We start from the raw sequence: 16,951 nt of genomic DNA, 5'->3' as shown, positions 1-16,951 counted from the left end.
ACTAAGATAGAGATGATGCGCCCATGTTCAATGCGATAATAATGCGCCGTAGAAGGACTCTGCGCCGCCGTCGACCTCCGCATGCCAGTTTTGGCCGTAGCCAGCAAGAGGGGCTGCAACAAGTTCATCGCCCCGCCAGACCGCAGGCGTTGACAATAGAACCGGATGCGGGCGGCCCGTTTGGCGCCAATTGGGGCATGCGGCCAGCCCCTCTTCTCCCAGCACCCCGACATGCAGACCGGCAAAATCCTGCGCGGTGTCCTCGTTTGTCAGCTCCCAGCGGCCGTCCCACAGATCCTGTAGCGGGGCAGTGATCGCACTGACGGGTTTGTATTCCCTGAAGATCCAGATCTCGCCGCCCACCCGGCGCAGCTGGCATCCATCCGCCGTTCCCGCCTGCCCTTTGCGCATGGCGCCCATCATCGCACTGACCGCGCCGCGCCGGGCCGGGTATTCCTCGCCGCTGATCCAGCTCAGCGCCTGCACGATCAAACGGCGCTGGATCTCGTCTGGCTGCACCCGCAGTTGTCTTTCTTCAATGACCACAGCGCCTGCATCAATCGAAACGATATCCCGCGCCACCAAAAAGCACTGCCAATTCAGTGCCTTGCGCGCCTCAGCCATTTGCCCTGCCACCTGAGCCAGCCCTTGGGCGTCAATTCCCAAAGGTTCCAGCACCTTGAGCGCTTCGCGGGTACGGACCCTTTCAAAGCTAGGATCTTCGTTGCTGGGGTCGTCGATCCATTTGATATTCTGATGCAACAGGTAATCCCGCAGATCGGTTCGGCCGGCCCGCAAAAGCGGCCGCACCCAGATGACGCTGTGACGGGTCATGCGCGGTGCCATGCCGGACAGGCCATCGACCCCCGCCCGCCGCGCCAACCGCATCAGCAGGGTTTCCGCCTGATCATCGGCTGTGTGGCCAAGCGCAACAGTGGAAATTTCATGCTGTTTTGCCCAGCCAGCAATCAATCCATATCGGGCTTTGCGGGCCTCGTTTTGCAAATTGCCGGTCCCGTCCCAACCCGACCAATGCAAGGTGTCATGGGCAATCCCGTGGCGTTCACAGAAATCGGCAACGGATTGTGCTTCAGTTTCGGCTTCGGGGCGCAGGCCATGGTTGACCGTAACGGCGCGAACTTTTGTGCCATGCAATGTGCAAAATCCGTGCATCAGATGCAAAAGCGCAACGGAATCGCCGCCGCCCGACACTGCCACGCCGGTGACCGCAGGGGGATGCGGAAGAAACGCATCCGAAACCTGCTGTGTCAGGCGTCTGAACATCGGCTTAGGAACAGCCGATGGTCTGCCGGCGCTGTTCGGCTTGGGCCACCATAGGGCTATTGGGAAAACGCACGCCAATCTCGCTGAGCGTCACGCAGGCCTCTTGGGTTTGACCAAGATTTGCCAGCGCACTGCCAAGTTCATAAAGGGCATGGGGGGCCATCGGCCCTTCGGGTTCGGTGCTAAAGCTGGCGAGGAATGCGCGGGCGGCCTCGCGGGTGTCGCCAAGCGCGGTCAGGGCCTCGCCGCGGCGCAATTCGGCCTCGGCGGCTAGTGGTCCGCCCGGATAGGTCTGATTGAAGGTCGCAAAGAGGTCTGCGGCGGCGCGAAAGTCACCGGAGGCGAGCACCTCCTGCGCCCGCTTGAAATCATCCGCTTCGCCAATGGCGAGCGATGCTTGATCGGTGGGCGTTGAGGGCGCGGTGATAGGGGCAGACACGGATGTTTGTGTCTCACCGCCCAGTGTCGTTGTCTCGCCCAATGTGGACAGATCGCCGCCTTCAAGCTCAACCAAACGGAACTCCAGATCGCCGATCCGGTTGGTGCCATCGGCCACGATGCGGTTGATACGGTTCTCCAACTCTTCGGTCTTTGAGGTCAGGCGTTGCAGTTCGCTTTCCATCGCGCCGACACGTTCCAACACGCTCACGCCCGCTGCATTGACCGACGCGCCGCCCGTCGTTGACAGCTCCCGCTTGAGCTTTTGCACCTCGACAAACAGCACGTTCAGTTCCTGGCGCACATCAGCCAGTGTCTGATCATCTTGAGCCAGCGCCGCCATGGGGCACAAAAGAAGCCCAAAGATCACGCCGCGTAGAATTGCCACTGTCATGGTCTCTTCCTTAGGTTAGCTGGTCAAACCACCGGCCAGCACTGTAACCGCACGGCGGTTGTTGGCATAGCAGGCCTCGTTGGAACACACTTCGATCGGCCGTTCTTTGCCGTAGCTGACAACCCGCAGCCGCGATGCAGGCACCCCTTTGGACACCAGGTATTCGCGGGCCGCATTGGCGCGGCGTTCGCCCAGCGCGAGGTTATATTCGCGCGTGCCTTGCTCATCCGCATGGCCTTCGATCACGGCCTGATAGTCGCTGTTGGTCAACAGCCAGGTCGCCTGCCCGTCGAGTGTGGTGCGGCCTGTGGCCGTCAGGTTGGACTGGTCCACCTCAAACAGCACCCGGTCGCCGATCGCCTGCTGGAAATAGGCTGTTGAGGCCGGGTCATTGGCACTGCCCGGAACGATGCCCGTGTTCACAGGTGCGGCAGAGCCGACATAGGTGCCATCCTCACCGCCAAAACGGCCAGGGTTGGTACAGGCCGACACGGCCAAGGTTGCGATCAGGATCGTGCTTGTCGTTATGCGTTTCATGGTCTGCCTCTCATGGGTGGCGTTTTTGTTGTTTGTTTGTTGTTTAACACAGCCCTTGAGGGCAATGGAATTTTTTACCGCACAGGGCCGATCACTTTTGCAAGGGCGACCACGACGGGTCGGACCCACCTTCGGGGGTGCGCACCGGGCGCAGGTTGCGGCCCGAGACATCCACCGAATACAGCGTTGATGATCCGCTTGCCCCTTGGGTTTCACGGGCAAACATCAACACCCGCCCATTTGGCGCCCATGTTGGTCCCTCATCAAGGAAGGATGCGGTCAAAAGGCGCTCTTCTGATCCATCCGTGCGCATGACGCCGATATGAAACCGGCCCTTGTTCTGTTTGGTAAAGGCAATCAGATCGCCGCGCGGCGACCAGACCGGCGTGCCATAACGCCCCTCGCCAAAGGAAATGCGCGTCGCCTCGCCGCCGGTTGCGGGCATGATATAAAGCTGTTGTGTGCCGGAGCGGTCGCTTTCAAAGACAACGCGCCCGCCGTCCGGTGAATAGCTGGGCGCGGTCTCAATCGCCGGCGTGTTGGTCAGGCGCACCGATTGGCCGCTGGCGATGTCCATAGAGTAGATATCGGTGTTGCCGCCCTGCGAGATCGAGAACACCACCGTTTGTCCGGATGGTGAAAACCGCGGCGCAAAGCTCATGGTGCCATCGGCACTTTCCAACACCCGCCGCTGCACCGATCCGACATCCAGCACATAGATACGCGGAAAGCCGGTCTCGTAAGACGTGTAAAGAACCCGGTCGCCAGTGGGCGAGAACCGCGGCGCCAGCACGATGGAACCGCTGTCCGTGAGATACTGCACATTCGCGCCGTCATAATCCATCACCGCAAGGCGCTTTTTGCGGGCGTCCTTGGGGCCGGTCTCGGACACATAGACAACGCGGCTGTCAAAATAGCCGCCCTCGCCGGTGATCCGGCTATAAACCGCATCGGCAACCTTATGCGCCATGCGCCGCCAGCCATCGGTTGTGCCGGAGAACTGCAACCCGCTGCCCAATTCTGCGCCCGAGAACACATCGTAGAGGCGGAATTTCACCGTGAGGTTATTGCCTTGCACGTTCACCGCGCCGGTGACCAGGGCCTGCGCGTTGATCGCCTTCCAATCGGCGTATTGCACAGGCGCGTTGAAATCGCTGACCGTAGAGATGAAAGCAGAAGCCGGAATTTCGCGGAACAATCCGGTGCCGGTCAGGTCATCCGAGACCACCCGTGCCAGATCATTGGCCATCTGCCCGGCCTCGGCGCTTTCGGGTTGAAAGCTGGGCACGGCAAAGGGCAAGGGTTCAATCACACCTTCGGTGATTTCAATACGCAACGGCCCCTGCTGGGCCATGGCCGCACCGGCCTGAAAGCCAAAGATCGCCACCGCCGCGGCAAGACATTTCAACGTAAACCTGACACTCATCTGATACGCATCCTTTCGGGATTGAACGTGATCTTACTATTCCGCCAAATGCGGCGGTTTTCGAGGGGAAGTTTGCCCGCGCCGACACCATAGCGAAACGCCGCCGGTAAAAGATGCGATACCCCGATCATTTGACCCGCATCTTTTCTGGATTGAAGGTCATTTCGATGCTCTGCCACTGGCCGTATTTGTTTGCTGGCAGATCATAGCCTTTTGCACCGCAGCGGATGATCGCGCGGCGGGCCGCTTCGAATGCCTGTTTGGCTGATGCCGCCGTCCCGCCAGAGCTGCCCTCCATACGGATCGAACCCACAAGAGGTTTGCCGTTCTGCGCCATCTCGACGCTGACAACCACCGTTGTTTGCAAAGCGGCTGTGGAAAGTGACCCGACATTCCAACAGCTGCTGACCGCGACGCGCAGGTCTTCCTTTTCGCCTGCGGTCAACGGCGGGCCGCTGGGCGTGGCGGGTTTGGGCGTTTCGGCGGGCGTCTGCGCGGCGGCAACTGCGGCCGCAATCGCAGCGGCGTCATCGTCTTCACTGCTGCCACTTTCCGGCTCAGGCTTGGCGGCCGCAACCTGCGGTTTGGGCGCGGCGGGCCGCCGGCCCGGCGGACGCGGCGAGGCTTTGGGCGCTTGGGTCGCTTCGGTCACGATCTCGGTCGTCGCCTCTTCGGGCGCGGTTGCCTCTTGCGGCTCTTCAGGCGGCGCTTCGGCGGCTGGCTCTGGCGTCACGGCCTCTTGGGTGTCCGGATCTGGCGTTGCCTCCGGCGCAGGCAGCGCCACCGGCTTGGGCGCAACACGTTCAACCGGGCGCGGCACAGAACGCGGGGCCAATTCGGGGATAATAACGGCAACATCACCGCTGGGCTGATCCAGTTCGGGCGGTGTGTCTATAACCTCGGCTTCGGGTGGCAAAGCGACTTGCTCGGTCACCTCTGGCGCCGGATCTGCGGGGGGCGTTTCGGTCTGGATGGGTTTGGGTTGTTCAATCACCTGATCCGGTGTCGCCGCGATCTCGGGCGCGTCCGGTGCTACGTCTGGCGCAGCGGGCTGTGCCACCTCTGTGGGGGTCTCTGGCGCTTGCTGGGCGGCCAGCATCGCCTCGAACTCTGCACCGGTGATCACCGACACTTCCGTCATTTCAAATGGCAAAGGCTCTGACTGGAACACGCCACCCAAAAGCAACCAGCCAATCAAGCCAATGTGGCCCGCGCCAGAGATATAATGCCCGGCATGCACCGCCTAGTTCCCCGATGCAACGTCACCGTCCAGCGCCGGACCGCCAATGTCCGTCACCAAACCAATGTTGGAAAATCCGCCTGCATTCAGCGCGCCCATGATCTCCATCACGGCGCTGTAGCGCACCTTGCCATCCGCCCGCAGGAACACGCGGTCGCTGGTCCGCTCTGCCGCTATGGCGCGAAGGCGTGTGACAAGCGCGGCCCGTTCCACCTGTGTTGTCTGGATCTGCACCGCACCTTCTGCGGTGATTGTCACGGTCAGCGGCTCTTCTTGATCGGCGGGCAAGGCACCTGCGGCGGTTTTGGGCAGTTCCACCGGCACCCCGACCGTCAACAAAGGCGCGGCCACCATAAAGATGATCAACAACACCAGCATCACGTCTACAAAAGGCGTCACGTTGATCTCTGACATCGGCTGAACCCGGCCACGCCTGCGGCCGCGTCCGCCCCCGCCTTGCTTTTTGACTACACCTGCGCCCATGGATCAGCTGTCCAACTGGCGTGACAGGATCGTGGCGAACTCATCCGCAAAGGCCTCATGCGTGCCCAGCACCCGGTCACTGTCTGCCGACAGTTTGTTGTAGAAAATCACCGCCGGGATCGCGGCCAACAGGCCAAGACCCGTCGCCAAGAGCGCCTCAGCAATGCCGGGCGCCACCACCGCGAGGTTGGTGTTTTGTTGTTCCGCAATTTCGATAAAGGCGTTCATGATGCCGATCACGGTGCCGAAAAGGCCGATGAAGGGCGCAGACGAGCCGACCGTCGCCAAAACCGTCAGCCCTTTTTGCAGGCGCTCGGCCTCTTTGGCGATAGCCACATCCATGCTGCGGTCAATCCGTGCGGTGGCACCGGGGATCAATCCGCCATCATCGCGGTGCGAACGGCGCCATTCCGACATGCCTGCCGCAAAAATCTTTTCCGACGGTCCATCAGGATCTGCGCCAATGGTGTCAAACAGACCATCCAGCGGCTCCCCCGACCAGAACGCCCGATCAAACCGCGCGGCCTCGCTTCGGGCGCTGCGATACTGGATCAGTTTCTGGACGATGATCGACCAAGACCAGAACGACGCGATGATCAACATGATCATCACCAGTTTCACCGTCAGCGTTGCCCGCGCAAACAGACCCCACATGGAGAAATCAATCTCCTGCGCCAATGCCAGCGTTTCTGCTTCCATTTTTCCCGCTCATTTTTGTGCCGTTTACACGGCGTGCTGCCTCAAGGGCCCTGTTTTCAAGGCTCCATTTCGCCTGAATCTAGCGAAGTGCAAGAGTGAAAGCTAGTGCAACGGCCTTATTCCGCCGGATCGGCCAGCATTGAGCGGAGTTTTGCTGGCAAACGGGTCGGTTTACCGGCGGTTGTCATGCAGACGGCTGTGACCTTGGCGCGAAAAATCATCTCTTCGCCGCGCAGCACCTCTTGGTCAAAGATCCAACGCGTTGCGCCCTTGCCGTGATGGGTCGTGCGCACCTCCAGCCGGTCGCCAAAGCGGCCAGAGCCGAGGTAATCCGCCTCGACCCGTGTGATCACGAACACCAGATCCTCGTCGCGCATGGCGCGTTGATCAACGCCCATCTGTTCCACAATGTCAGAGCGGGCCCGCTCAATATAGCGCAGGTAATTGGCGTAATAGACAATACCGGCCATATCGGTGTCTTCATAGAACACTCGGACAGGGAAACTGTGGCTCATTGCACTGCCCCCATCCGCGCGGCCAGTCGCAGTGCATGCGAGGCATCCTGCGCTGCATGGGGCAGAACCGGATCATAGGCGGCCCGGATCAAGGCCGCCACGTCCGGGCGCAACACGGTGGTGTCCGCCGCCATCGCCAATGGGCTTTGGTCCTGAAACGCCTCATCCGACCACAGCAACATGGATTGCACAATCTGGCTCAGCGCTAGGGTCTGCGCCGGCACATCGGCAAGATGATCATCCATGCGCAGAAACACAAAACACGCCTTGATCGCGCCCGCCTCATCGAACCGGAAAAACCGGTATTGATTGGCATCCGCTGCCTGCAACCGCGCCACCATTTGATCCAGATCCGGCACCAGCCGGTCCATGCCCGGCACCTCGATCAACTCGGCCCAATCGGAGAAGAAGAACATCATCAGGTTGCTGCCCAGCTCGGCGTCCATCTCACCCATGTCATGGCCCGCCAATTGGCAGGTCGCCTCAATCGCGCCTTTCACAACCGCCAGCGTGGCGTCATCCACGCCAAACACGATGGGGCACACCGGCCGCCCCCAACGCGCAAAGGCAAAGCCACCATCACTGCGGGTGAACAGGGTTTCAATCTGCGCTGCATCCATCTTCATTTGGCCCTTAAAACTCAATTCCTACGGATCATCCAAACAGATCGCTCTGCGATTTGGGCGGGGTCATGCCCAGATGCGTCCATGCTTTTTGCGCCAGCATCCGCCCGCGCGGAGTGCGCTGGATCAATCCTTGTTGCAACAAGAACGGCTCGATCACCTCCTCCAAGGCATCGCGGCTTTCGGACAGGGCTGCCGACATGGTCTCAATGCCCACTGGACCGCCTTGGAAATTCTCGGCAATCAAACGCAGATACCGCCGGTCCGCGCCATCAAGGCCCAGATGATCCACGCCAAGCCGCGTCAATGCCATGTCGGCCAATGCGCGGGTTACCCGTCCGTCGCCCTCAACAACTGCAAAATCCACCACCCGGCGCAGCAACCGGCCCGCAATACGCGGCGTGCCGCGGGCGCGTTTGGCGATCTCACGGGCACCGCCCTCATCTGCGGGCGCACCCAACTTGCGGGCGTTGCGGTCCACGATGACGAACAGCTCGTCTTCGGTGTAGAACTGCAACCGTGTGGGAATGCCAAAACGGTCGCGCAGCGGCGTGGTCAATAGACCCATGCGTGTGGTCGCGCCGACCAATGTGAAGGGTTGCAGTTCGATACGCACCGTGCGGGCCGCAGGCCCCTCGCCGATCACCAGATCCAGTTCAAAATCCTCAAGCGCGGGGTAAAGCACCTCTTCGACCGCCGGGTTGAGCCGGTGAATTTCGTCGATGAACAGCACATCGCGGGCCTCGAGGTTGGTCAGGATCGCCGCCAGATCCCCCGCCTTGGCCAGCACCGGACCAGAGGTCATGCGAAATCCGACCCCCAGTTCGCGCGCCATGATCTGTGCCAGCGTGGTTTTGCCAAGACCGGGCGGGCCGTGAAACAGTGTGTGATCCATCGCCTCGCCGCGTTGGCGGGCAGATTGAATGAACACCTTGAGGTTTGCTCGTGCCTCTGCCTGCCCGACAAATTCGTCCAGCATCTGCGGACGCAACGCGCGGTCAAAGTCTTCCGGCAACGCCTCGGGGCGGACTGTGGGGTCAATTTCTGTCATTCTTTATCCAAACAGGATCAGCGCCGGGGCCGATACGGCAGTCTACCCTTTGGGGGCCAGAAGTTTCAACGCCGCACGGATCAGGGTGGGCGTATCCGCGCCCTCCTGCTCTCCTGCGGCTTGGGCTACCGCGCCTGCGGCATCGCCGGGGGCATATCCAAGGTTTGCCAGCGCCGACAGCGCCTCGGCCTGCGCCGAGGCATTGGGCGGGGATGCGGCGGTCTTCGCGGGTGCGGCGGCGGGTTCGATCACGTCAAAGTCTGCGGCGCTTTCACCTTGGGCCTGCGCCATGGTGCCGCCCAGCGCCATCACGCTGGGCGCTTTGTCTTTGAGGTCCAGTACCACACGCTGCGCAATCTTGGGGCCAACACCTTTGGCGGCCTTGACCGCGTTCCAATCGCCCAGCGCAATCGCACGGCTGACGCCATCCGGGCCAAGCGTGCCAAGGATCGCCAGCGACGCCTTTGCCCCGACCCCTTGAACAGAGGTCAACAAACGGTGCCATTCCTTTTCGACCAAGGTTTGAAAACCGAAAAGCTGCAACACATCCTCGCGCACCAGCAAATCGGTATAAAGCGCGGCGACCTCTCCTGTGCCCGGCAAAGCGGCCAAAGTGCGTTCGGAACAATAGACCAGATATCCAACCCCGCGCACGTCGATCAAAACATGATCCGTGGTGCGGTATTCGATGCGGCCCGAGATTTTGCCAATCATGCGCTTGCCTTTGCGATTGCGGCGGCCAGCGTGCTGGCGGCGCCGTGGTGGGCATGACAGATGGCGATCGCCAAGGCATCGGCGGCGTCCGGTCCGGCGATCTCAACCCCCGGCAATTGCATGCGCACCATATGCGCGATTTGCCCCTTGTCGGCATGGCCCACACCCACAACGGTTTTCTTGACCTTGTTGGGCGCATATTCGCCCACAACCAAACCGGCCTGCGCCGGAACCAGCATCGCGATGCCCCGCGCCTGCCCCAGTTTGAGCGTGCCAGCCCCGTCTTTGTTCACGAATGTTTGCTCTACCGCCGCTGCCTCGGGGCGGTAGGTGGCCAAAACACGGGTCAATTGCCCGTGCAGAGACAATAAACGAGTCGCCAGATCATCCCCTTCTGAACAACAGATTCCATTCGCGACATGCGAAATCCGGCTTCCTGCCACGTCGATCACGCCCCATCCGGTGTTTCGCAACCCCGGATCAATGCCAATAACCCTGATCATCTGCCCGCCTCGTTCAATTTTGTTGCTTTTTTGATGCACTAGCACGAAACGCGAACATCCGCCAAGCATTTCGACAAATCATCCGATTGCGACACGCCAATTGTCGCTTTCAGGCCGCAGGGTTCGTTTTCGCCAATTCCGACGTCAAAAACGACAACGCCGAGCCATGATTTTGCCTTACTTAACGGTAGCTTAACCACGGCTTTGACCTATGCAAAAAACGCAGATCACACATGCGTTTCCATGTGTTGTGCAAAGCCAAACTTCGGCCTATCTGCCCCTCACACCGCCGGGGAAACCGGCCCAACGATTAGACATAAAGGACGGCTAACATGGCATCTTTCGACACATCCCGCACCGCATACGGCTCCGCGACAGCCGTTTCTTCAATCTCTGCATTCATCGCAGGCGTAGTGGCCTCTGTTGTTGCATGGAACGACGCGCGCGTCACACGCGCCGCACTGGCATCCCTCTCCAACCGTGAGCTGGAAGACATCGGTCTGGTCCGCGGCGACATCGACTACGTCGCACAATCCAACATCATCCGCTAAGGGTTGAAGTGGCGCTGCCCAGCGCCACGACACTGCCGCACAAGAAAAAGCCGCGCTTCTGAAAATCAGAAGCGCGGCTTTTTTCGTTTGGAGGGATCCGACCCCATGTGTGGGGCCGTTCCAGATTATTTCAGTTTGGTCACCGCTGTTTCTGCCAGCTTAGCTGTCACCGGATCGACAGCCAGGGCAAAGGCGCCAGCTTTTTCGATGATTGTGCCGTTTTCCAGCTTGGCCAGACGATCATTGTAGGTCTCAGGACCCACTGTCGCCAACATAAATACCTTGAAGCCCAAAAAGCCGAGCAGCGCCATCATCACCAGCTTGACCGGAAACGCCCAATTGCGACGTTCCTCTTTCGGTTCGATAACAATCAAACCGCTGGTACTGATCTTGGTACCGTAGCCACGCGTCATTTTGGCGTGCTTTTCGCCCAGCATTTCTAGCCGGTTCACGAAGTGATCATGCGTTTCTACCATGACAGTCTCTCTCAACAGTCGGCCCCCACCGCTGTTAAGAAAGTATTAGCCATGAAATGTGGCGAAAACTGGGCAAATCGGGAAAATAAGACCGAAAATGGCCGAAAGTTAAGACCCAATCCGTAAGGTTAATGTCGTCCAGTCAACAATGCTTTCGCGGTGGACCAGATTGATGCCAGATCGTGCATAAACCTCAATCACCTCGTCCGCCTGTTCGTTCAGAATCCCCGAAAGAATCGCATAACCGCCCGGTTGCAGGGCTTGCGCCATATCCGGGGCCAAGGCGATCAACGGCCCTTTAAGGATATTTGCAAACACCAGATCAAACGGTGCTGCCGCTGCGAGGTCGGGATGATCAAAGCCTGCGGCCTCGACACATTTCACCCGGCCCTCAAGCCCATTGGCCAATACATTTGCAGCCGCCACATCCACGGCAACCTCGTCGATATCACTGGCCAGAACCGTTTCGGGCCAGATCCGTGCCGCGCCCATCGCCAAAACCGCCGTGCCGCACCCGATGTCGACCACATTGCGTCCGTGAAAGCCATCATTCGCCAACCGGTCCAGCGCCCGTAGACATCCCAGCGTTGTGCCGTGATGGCCTGTGCCAAAGGCCATCGCCGCCTCAATCAACAATGGCTCACTGCCCTCGGGCACTTTGTCCGCGTCATGGCTGCCGTAGACAAAGAAACGCCCTGCCTCGACCGGGGCCAGTTCGCGGCGCACATGGGCCACCCAATCGGTTTCCGGCAGCTCGGACACAACAAAGGGTTTTGCCCCCATCGCCGTGGCCAGCAACGTCAGGGCTGTTTCATCGGGCGCCTCTTCGAAATAACCGCCGACCTCCCACAGGCCCGATCCGTCTTCCATCTCGAAAACGCCGACGCCTGTTGGCTCCGGCTCCAGCCGCTCCATCGCATCGCCAAGGGCATAGGCCTGATCGCGGCCTGTCAAAGTGGTGAGCGCAGTGAATGTGGTCATTATCTTCTCCGATGTCTGTCGGGGTTCGGGTAGGGCCGTGGATGGGCGGGGTCAAGGGCCAGAGGTGGCTGCCCTTCAAGGCGGGCCACGTAGTGCCAGCCCCAGATCGCGGCAATCAGCCCCATCACAGCGCCAGCAGCCGCCTGTCCATAGATCACCCCCGGTGCGCCAAACAGCGCCGCGAACCCGGCGGCGGCTGGCCAGCTGATCGCGCCGTCCTTGATCCAGTTCACCAAGGTTGATCGCCCCGGTTTGCCCAGACTGTTGAACGCCGCGTTGGACACAAAAAGCGCCCCGATAAAGACAAACCCGCCCACCCCGACGAGGGTAAAGGCGCGCAGCACCTCGGCCCCCTGTCCGTCCAGCGCAAAGACCTGCACCACCAGCGGCGTCGCGGCATAAAGCAAAGCCCAAGCCACCAGAGTATAGCACAGGCAAAACAGCAACGCGTCACGGTAGGTGCTGCGCACACGGTCCATCTGGCCCGCGCCGTAATTCTGGCCAAAGATCCCCCCGATTGCGCCGGACAGCGCAAAGATGCCACCAAAGACCACCACGGTCAGGCGCCCCACCACCGCCCAAGCGGCCACCGCATCATCGCCAAACTGCGCCATCACAATGGTCAGGATGTAATTGCCCGCCGGCGTTGACATTTGCGTCGCCACCGCAGGGATCGCCACCGCGATAAAAGGGGCCGAGATATTGCGCAGGGTTCGCAGGCGAGGCCTGTCTACCAACCCGCATTGATGCACCGCATAGAAAAGGCCAAGCCCCATCAGGCTGAACCGGAACAGCACCAAACCGATGGCCGCACCATCCAGCCCCCATTCCAGCCAGAAGATCAGGATCGGGTCCAACACCAGCAACACCAGCCCCGACAGCAGCGTGATATACATCGCCTTGGCGCCAAACCCTTCGGCCCGCAGTGCCCCCGAACAGATCAGCGAGACCGCCATCGGCAGCAGCGATGGCACTGTGATTGCCAGATAACGCGCCGCCAGCCGCGCCGTTTCTCCTTCGGCGCCCGCAAGGCCAACCAATTGATGGCGTAGCACAACTATCACCGCCGCCACCAAGGCCATGACGCAGACCGCAATTGCAATGCCTGCCCCGGCCTGCCGCCGTGCCTGATCGCGCCGCCCTTCGCCGATAGATCTGGAAATCACGGCAGTGGCCGCAATCATCAGGCCGACATTGACCGAGACAGAAAAGAACTGCGCCGCATAGGCAAACCCGATGGCGGCAACCAATTGCGGATCACCCAGCTGCGAGACCCACAAAAGGTTCGCCGCATCCACCAGAAACACAAAGGTAATGCCCATCGCGCCGGTGGCCGTCATCCTCACCACATGGCCCATCGTGCCGCCGGTCAGGAAACGCCCCTCGGACATCGGTTATTCCGCCGCCTGCGCCAGCGGGCGGGAAAATATCGTCTCATGCCCCGGTTCGGGGTGGCGCGGGATCAACATCGCCAGCATGAGCGATATAGCCGCCATCGCAGCGGCCAGCACAAACACCAACGCAGGCGAGATCAGCCACAAAAGACCCAGCCCAACCGGCAGAAATACCGCCGCGATATGATTGATGGTAAAGGCCACCGCCGCCGTGGGCGCGATATCCGCCGGATCGGCGATTTTCTGGAAATAGGTTTTGAGCGCCAGCGCGAGGGCAAAGAACATGTGATCCAGCACATAAAGTGTGGCCGCCACAACCACACCCCAACCCAGGTAGTAAACCCCACCATAGCTGAGAAACACCAAGATCAGCCCGACATATTCAAAGCCCAGCGCCTTGCGTTCACCAAAATAGCCCACAGCGCGGCCCATCAACGGGGCAAAGATCATGTTCGCAATCAGGTTGATCAGATAGAGTGTGGTGATCTCATGCACTTCGAACCCGAACCGTTCGACCATCATAAAGCCCGCAAACACCACAAAGATCTGCCGCCGCGCGCCCGACATGAATTGCAGCGCATAATATAGCCAATAGCGGCGGCGCAGGACCATCTTTTTGATCTGCACGGTCGGCGCTTCGAACTGTGGATAGGCGAGCATCGCAACTATGGCGATCAAAACAGTGACACCGCCGCCGATCAGATAGACTATGTTATAGGTTAGGTTCAGCGTCTCCCACAGACCCATAATCGCCAGATAGGCGATCAACGTGGCAAGTGATCCTGCCGCCATCAACCAGCCCAACATGCGCGGCGCGTCTTCGATCTTGAGCCACTGCAGCTGCAACGATTGATTGACGGTCTCGTAATAGTGAAATCCGATGGAGCTGAGCATGGTGATCGTCAAAATCCCGCCCATCGAGGGGAACCACGCCGTCACGGCGGTGGCAACGCCCAACAGGATCAAGGACACCAGCCCAAGCACCTGTTCGCGCACAAAAATGATAATGGCGATCACACCAACCGCCAGAAACCCCGGAATTTCCCGCACAGTATGCAGCAGCCCGATGTCAGAACCGTCGAACTCCGCGACCTCAATCACAAAGTTATTCAGCAACGCCGACCATGTGTTGAAGGCAATCGGCATCGCCAAAGCCATCAAGAAAAGCAGCGCAACCGGCCGCCGCCAAAAGGGCAGCGTCTTGGCGTCTTCGAGGGTGATATACTGTGCCATGGGGGTTCAATACGCCTGCAACCAAGAATTGACGAGACCCAAAACACAGGTCCATCCGTGCAAGGGCGCACAGCCCCCCTGCTTCATTTGGCTAAAAAACTCATCCAACCTTTGCGAATTAGTAAAAGCTTTGCGGATCGATATCCACCGCCAGCCGTAAATCCCCCTTCAACCGGACCTGTGCAACCCAGCGGGCCAGAGCATCCTGCAGGGGCGCGGATTTATCCGCCTTGACCAGCAATCGCACCCGGTGCCGGCCGCGCACCCGCGCGATCGGGGCGGCGGCCGGGCCAAAGACCTGCGCCCCGATGGCCCTGAGCGGGCCGTCTTGGCGGGCCAGAAGATTGCCTGCATCAAACACCTGCGCCACGTCCGGGCCGCTTAGGATGATCCCAGCCATCCGGCCATAGGGCGGCACCCCTGCTTGTTTGCGCTCGCTCGCTTCGGCGCTCCAGAAGGCTTCTTCGTCACCGGCCAGAATGGCGCGGATCACCGGATGCTCCGGCTGGTACGTCTGCAAAAGGGCCGTGCCCGCCGCTTCGGCCCGGCCCGCACGGCCCGCCACCTGCCGCATCAGTTGAAAAGTGCGTTCCGCTGCGCGCAGATCCGATCCCATCAAACCCAGATCCGCGTCGATCACCCCCACAAGCGTAAGGTTGGGAAAGTTATGCCCCTTGGCCACCAGCTGTGTACCAATGATGATATCCGCCGCGCCATCGGCAATACCTGCAATCTCGGCCTTGAGGGCGCGGGCAGACCCGTACATATCCGAGCTGAGCGTGGCGACCTTGGCACCCGGCCACAGCGCCAGCGCCTCTTCGCCCAGCCGTTCCACACCCGGCCCAACCGGGGCCAGTTTGTCCACCGCTTCGCAGGACGGGCAAGCCTCTGGCATCGGTTTGCTTTCGCCGCATTGGTGACAGACCAGACGTTTCAGGAACCGGTGTTCTACCATTCGCGCGTCACAATGATCACAGCCGATCTGATGCCCGCAGGCCCGGCAGAGCGTGATTGGCGCATAGCCGCGGCGGTTGATGAACAACATCGCCTGTTCACCCTTTTCCAGCCGTTTGTTGACCTCGGCTTGCAGGCTGGGCGACACCCATTTGTCACTTGGCAGGGCCTCGCCCCGCATATCAATCGCGCCCATGGTCGGCATCACCGCCGGGCCAAAACGGGAGGTCAGGTCAAGCCGCCGGTATTTGCCCGCCTCTACGTTGGCCCATGTCTCAAGGCTGGGTGTGGCGGAGGCCAGCACCACCTGCGCCCCGCAGATCGCCGCCCGCAGCACGGCCATATCTCGGGCATTATAAAGAACGCCCTCTTCTTGTTTGTAGGAACTGTCGTGTTCTTCATCCACGACGATCAGGCCAAGGTTCTGATAGGGCAAAAACAAGGCCGAGCGTGCCCCGATCACCAATTGCGCCTTGCCCTGCCCGACCATCCGCCAGATGCGCCGCCGTTCCGTCATCGTCGCGCCGGAATGCCATTCGGCAGGTTTCGCGCCAAAGCGTTCTTCGACACGGTGCAAGAATTGTTCGGTCAGGGCGATCTCTGGCAAAAGCACCAGAGCCTGCCGTCCAGCGTGAAGGGCGGCGGCCACCGCTTCGAGATAAACCTCAGTTTTCCCCGATCCCGTCACCCCGCGCAGCAAGGTTGTGCCATAGGTCTCTGATCGCACAGCCTCGGCCAGCATTTCCGCGCCCTTGGCCTGATCCTCGGTCAGCTGTTTGCCCGGCAGTGCGGGATCAAGCCGGGGAAACGGCAGATCGCGCGGGCTGTCTTCTTCGAACACTGCGCCGCTTTGCGCCAATCCTTTGACCACCGAGGGCGTGACCCCGGCCATTTCGGCCAGTTCCTTGAGGGTGAAGGCCAGATCGCCGTATTCCTCCAGCGTTTCCAGAACACGGGTGCGGGCATCGGTCATGCGCGGCGGCGTACCAGTGCCGCGCCGATAGATCTTGCGCATCGAAGGTGAATCGCCCAGCCCCGGTGCACGGGTCGCAAGGCGCAGCATTGCGGGCATTGGTGTGAGGGTATAGGCCGCTGCGCGGGTCAGAAATTCGCGCATCTCGCTGCGCATGGGCGTTGCGTCCAGCACCCGGATCACATGGCGCACCTTTGATATGTCATAGTCGCCCTGCCCCGGCCCCCAGACCACGCCCAGAACCTTGCGCGGGCCCAGCGGCACCTCGACAAAAGCCCCCAGAAAACATCCGCCCTCGGGCGCTTTATAATCCAGCGCCTTGCCCAAGGGCTGCGTGGTCAACACCGCGACCAAGGCGCCATGGTCATAATATTCCGGTGTGCTCACCAAGGGCTCCGATCAGGCAAAGGGGTTTTCAGGGTTTAAGCAGGTCAGATCATGCGGTAAAGGCAGGATCAAGGCTCCCTTCCTCAAGCGCAAGG

18 protein-coding genes are annotated in these 16,951 nt (G+C 60.5%); 1 reads left to right on the top strand and 17 read right to left on the bottom strand.

What is annotated here, in order from left to right:
- Positions 1–27: 27 nt before the first annotated feature.
- The 12 genes from tilS to ruvC form a co-directional block, all read right to left on the bottom strand.
- Positions 28–1,284 (bottom strand): tRNA lysidine(34) synthetase TilS, encoded by a 1,257-nt coding sequence (gene tilS / locus C8N31_RS17160; protein ID WP_025046461.1) that lies wholly within the window; start codon positions 1,282–1,284, stop codon positions 28–30.
- Positions 1,285–1,288: 4 nt separating this feature from the next.
- Positions 1,289–2,116, bottom strand: a complete 828-nt coding sequence (gene ybgF, locus C8N31_RS17155; protein ID WP_025046462.1) for a tol-pal system protein YbgF — start codon at positions 2,114–2,116, stop codon at positions 1,289–1,291.
- Positions 2,117–2,131: 15 nt separating this feature from the next.
- Positions 2,132–2,653, bottom strand: a complete 522-nt coding sequence (pal, locus tag C8N31_RS17150; RefSeq protein ID WP_025046463.1) for a peptidoglycan-associated lipoprotein Pal — start codon at positions 2,651–2,653, stop codon at positions 2,132–2,134.
- A gap of 91 nt (positions 2,654–2,744) precedes the next feature.
- Positions 2,745–4,007 carry a Tol-Pal system beta propeller repeat protein TolB gene (tolB, locus tag C8N31_RS17145; RefSeq protein WP_231014073.1) on the bottom strand — a complete coding sequence of 421 codons (1,263 nt, stop codon included), beginning with the start codon at positions 4,005–4,007 and terminating at the stop codon, positions 2,745–2,747.
- A 199-nt stretch (positions 4,008–4,206) separates the two neighbouring features.
- The gene (locus tag C8N31_RS17140) at positions 4,207–5,319 is read right to left on the bottom strand and encodes a hypothetical protein (protein ID WP_025046465.1); all 1,113 of its coding nucleotides are present in this window, start codon (positions 5,317–5,319) and stop codon (positions 4,207–4,209) included.
- Positions 5,320–5,322: 3 nt separating this feature from the next.
- Positions 5,323–5,802 carry a protein TolR gene (gene tolR, locus C8N31_RS17135; RefSeq protein ID WP_025046466.1) on the bottom strand — a complete coding sequence of 160 codons (480 nt, stop codon included), beginning with the start codon at positions 5,800–5,802 and terminating at the stop codon, positions 5,323–5,325.
- A 3-nt stretch (positions 5,803–5,805) separates the two neighbouring features.
- Entirely contained in the window at positions 5,806–6,501 is a 696-nt protein-coding gene (gene tolQ / locus C8N31_RS17130; protein ID WP_025046467.1) for a protein TolQ, read from the bottom strand.
- A gap of 116 nt (positions 6,502–6,617) precedes the next feature.
- A complete protein-coding gene (locus tag C8N31_RS17125) occupies positions 6,618–7,016 on the bottom strand; it encodes a YbgC/FadM family acyl-CoA thioesterase (protein WP_025046468.1) in 399 nt (132 codons plus the stop codon).
- Entirely contained in the window at positions 7,013–7,642 is a 630-nt protein-coding gene (locus tag C8N31_RS17120; RefSeq protein ID WP_374755756.1) for a hypothetical protein, read from the bottom strand. Before C8N31_RS17120 ends, C8N31_RS17125 begins: the two co-directional genes overlap by 4 nt.
- Before the next feature lie 28 nt (positions 7,643–7,670).
- Positions 7,671–8,690 (bottom strand): Holliday junction branch migration DNA helicase RuvB, encoded by a 1,020-nt coding sequence (gene ruvB / locus C8N31_RS17115; RefSeq protein ID WP_025046470.1) that lies wholly within the window; start codon positions 8,688–8,690, stop codon positions 7,671–7,673.
- 42 nt (positions 8,691–8,732) lie between these two features.
- Positions 8,733–9,404, bottom strand: coding sequence for a Holliday junction branch migration protein RuvA (ruvA, locus tag C8N31_RS17110; RefSeq protein WP_025046471.1), 672 nt, complete (start codon positions 9,402–9,404; stop codon positions 8,733–8,735).
- The gene (gene ruvC / locus C8N31_RS17105; RefSeq protein ID WP_174233520.1) at positions 9,401–9,904 is read right to left on the bottom strand and encodes a crossover junction endodeoxyribonuclease RuvC; all 504 of its coding nucleotides are present in this window, start codon (positions 9,902–9,904) and stop codon (positions 9,401–9,403) included. Before ruvC ends, ruvA begins: the two co-directional genes overlap by 4 nt.
- A gap of 335 nt (positions 9,905–10,239) precedes the next feature.
- On the opposite strand from ruvC, the gene C8N31_RS17100 reads away from it, so the two are divergent.
- Complete coding sequence (locus C8N31_RS17100; protein WP_025046473.1) at positions 10,240–10,458, top strand: DUF1127 domain-containing protein; 219 nt, start codon at positions 10,240–10,242, stop codon at positions 10,456–10,458.
- Between the two features lie 125 nt (positions 10,459–10,583).
- Here the strand turns inward: C8N31_RS17100 and C8N31_RS17095 are convergent, their stop codons facing one another.
- The 5 genes from C8N31_RS17095 to C8N31_RS17075 form a co-directional block, all read right to left on the bottom strand.
- The gene (locus C8N31_RS17095; protein WP_170116173.1) at positions 10,584–10,895 is read right to left on the bottom strand and encodes a hypothetical protein; all 312 of its coding nucleotides are present in this window, start codon (positions 10,893–10,895) and stop codon (positions 10,584–10,586) included.
- Positions 10,896–11,042: 147 nt separating this feature from the next.
- Positions 11,043–11,915, bottom strand: a complete 873-nt coding sequence (locus C8N31_RS17090; RefSeq protein WP_025046475.1) for a 50S ribosomal protein L11 methyltransferase — start codon at positions 11,913–11,915, stop codon at positions 11,043–11,045.
- Positions 11,915–13,306 (bottom strand): MATE family efflux transporter, encoded by a 1,392-nt coding sequence (locus tag C8N31_RS17085; protein WP_231476669.1) that lies wholly within the window; start codon positions 13,304–13,306, stop codon positions 11,915–11,917. Before C8N31_RS17085 ends, C8N31_RS17090 begins: the two co-directional genes overlap by 1 nt.
- A 3-nt stretch (positions 13,307–13,309) precedes the next feature.
- A complete protein-coding gene (locus C8N31_RS17080; RefSeq protein WP_025046477.1) occupies positions 13,310–14,542 on the bottom strand; it encodes an MFS transporter in 1,233 nt (410 codons plus the stop codon).
- 118 nt (positions 14,543–14,660) lie between these two features.
- Complete coding sequence (locus C8N31_RS17075; protein ID WP_025046478.1) at positions 14,661–16,856, bottom strand: primosomal protein N'; 2,196 nt, start codon at positions 16,854–16,856, stop codon at positions 14,661–14,663.
- Between the last annotated feature and the right edge of the window lie 95 nt (positions 16,857–16,951).

Source organism: Sulfitobacter mediterraneus (genome assembly GCF_003054325.1).
Taxonomy (GTDB): domain Bacteria; phylum Pseudomonadota; class Alphaproteobacteria; order Rhodobacterales; family Rhodobacteraceae; genus Sulfitobacter; species Sulfitobacter mediterraneus.
The sequence above is the reverse complement of the archived record's forward strand: the minus strand, read 5'-3'. Positions and strand labels throughout refer to the sequence as shown.

Coding starts and splice junctions, on each gene's coding strand:
- tolQ (WP_025046467.1), bottom strand. CDS start 6,501: ATGGAAGCAGAAACGCTGGCATTGGCGCAGGAGATTGATTTCTCCATG.
- C8N31_RS17125 (WP_025046468.1), bottom strand. CDS start 7,016: ATGAGCCACAGTTTCCCTGTCCGAGTGTTCTATGAAGACACCGATATG.
- ruvA (WP_025046471.1), bottom strand. CDS start 9,404: ATGATTGGCAAAATCTCGGGCCGCATCGAATACCGCACCACGGATCAT.
- C8N31_RS17095 (WP_170116173.1), bottom strand. CDS start 10,895: ATGCTGGGCGAAAAGCACGCCAAAATGACGCGTGGCTACGGTACCAAG.
- C8N31_RS17120 (WP_374755756.1), bottom strand. CDS start 7,642: ATGAAGATGGATGCAGCGCAGATTGAAACCCTGTTCACCCGCAGTGAT.
- C8N31_RS17090 (WP_025046475.1), bottom strand. CDS start 11,915: ATGACCACATTCACTGCGCTCACCACTTTGACAGGCCGCGATCAGGCC.
- ybgF (WP_025046462.1), bottom strand. CDS start 2,116: ATGACAGTGGCAATTCTACGCGGCGTGATCTTTGGGCTTCTTTTGTGC.
- C8N31_RS17100 (WP_025046473.1), top strand. CDS start 10,240: ATGGCATCTTTCGACACATCCCGCACCGCATACGGCTCCGCGACAGCC.
- C8N31_RS17080 (WP_025046477.1), bottom strand. CDS start 14,542: ATGGCACAGTATATCACCCTCGAAGACGCCAAGACGCTGCCCTTTTGG.
- C8N31_RS17085 (WP_231476669.1), bottom strand. CDS start 13,306: ATGTCCGAGGGGCGTTTCCTGACCGGCGGCACGATGGGCCATGTGGTG.
- tolB (WP_231014073.1), bottom strand. CDS start 4,007: ATGGCCCAGCAGGGGCCGTTGCGTATTGAAATCACCGAAGGTGTGATT.
- tolR (WP_025046466.1), bottom strand. CDS start 5,802: ATGGGCGCAGGTGTAGTCAAAAAGCAAGGCGGGGGCGGACGCGGCCGC.
- pal (WP_025046463.1), bottom strand. CDS start 2,653: ATGAAACGCATAACGACAAGCACGATCCTGATCGCAACCTTGGCCGTG.
- ruvB (WP_025046470.1), bottom strand. CDS start 8,690: ATGACAGAAATTGACCCCACAGTCCGCCCCGAGGCGTTGCCGGAAGAC.
- tilS (WP_025046461.1), bottom strand. CDS start 1,284: ATGTTCAGACGCCTGACACAGCAGGTTTCGGATGCGTTTCTTCCGCAT.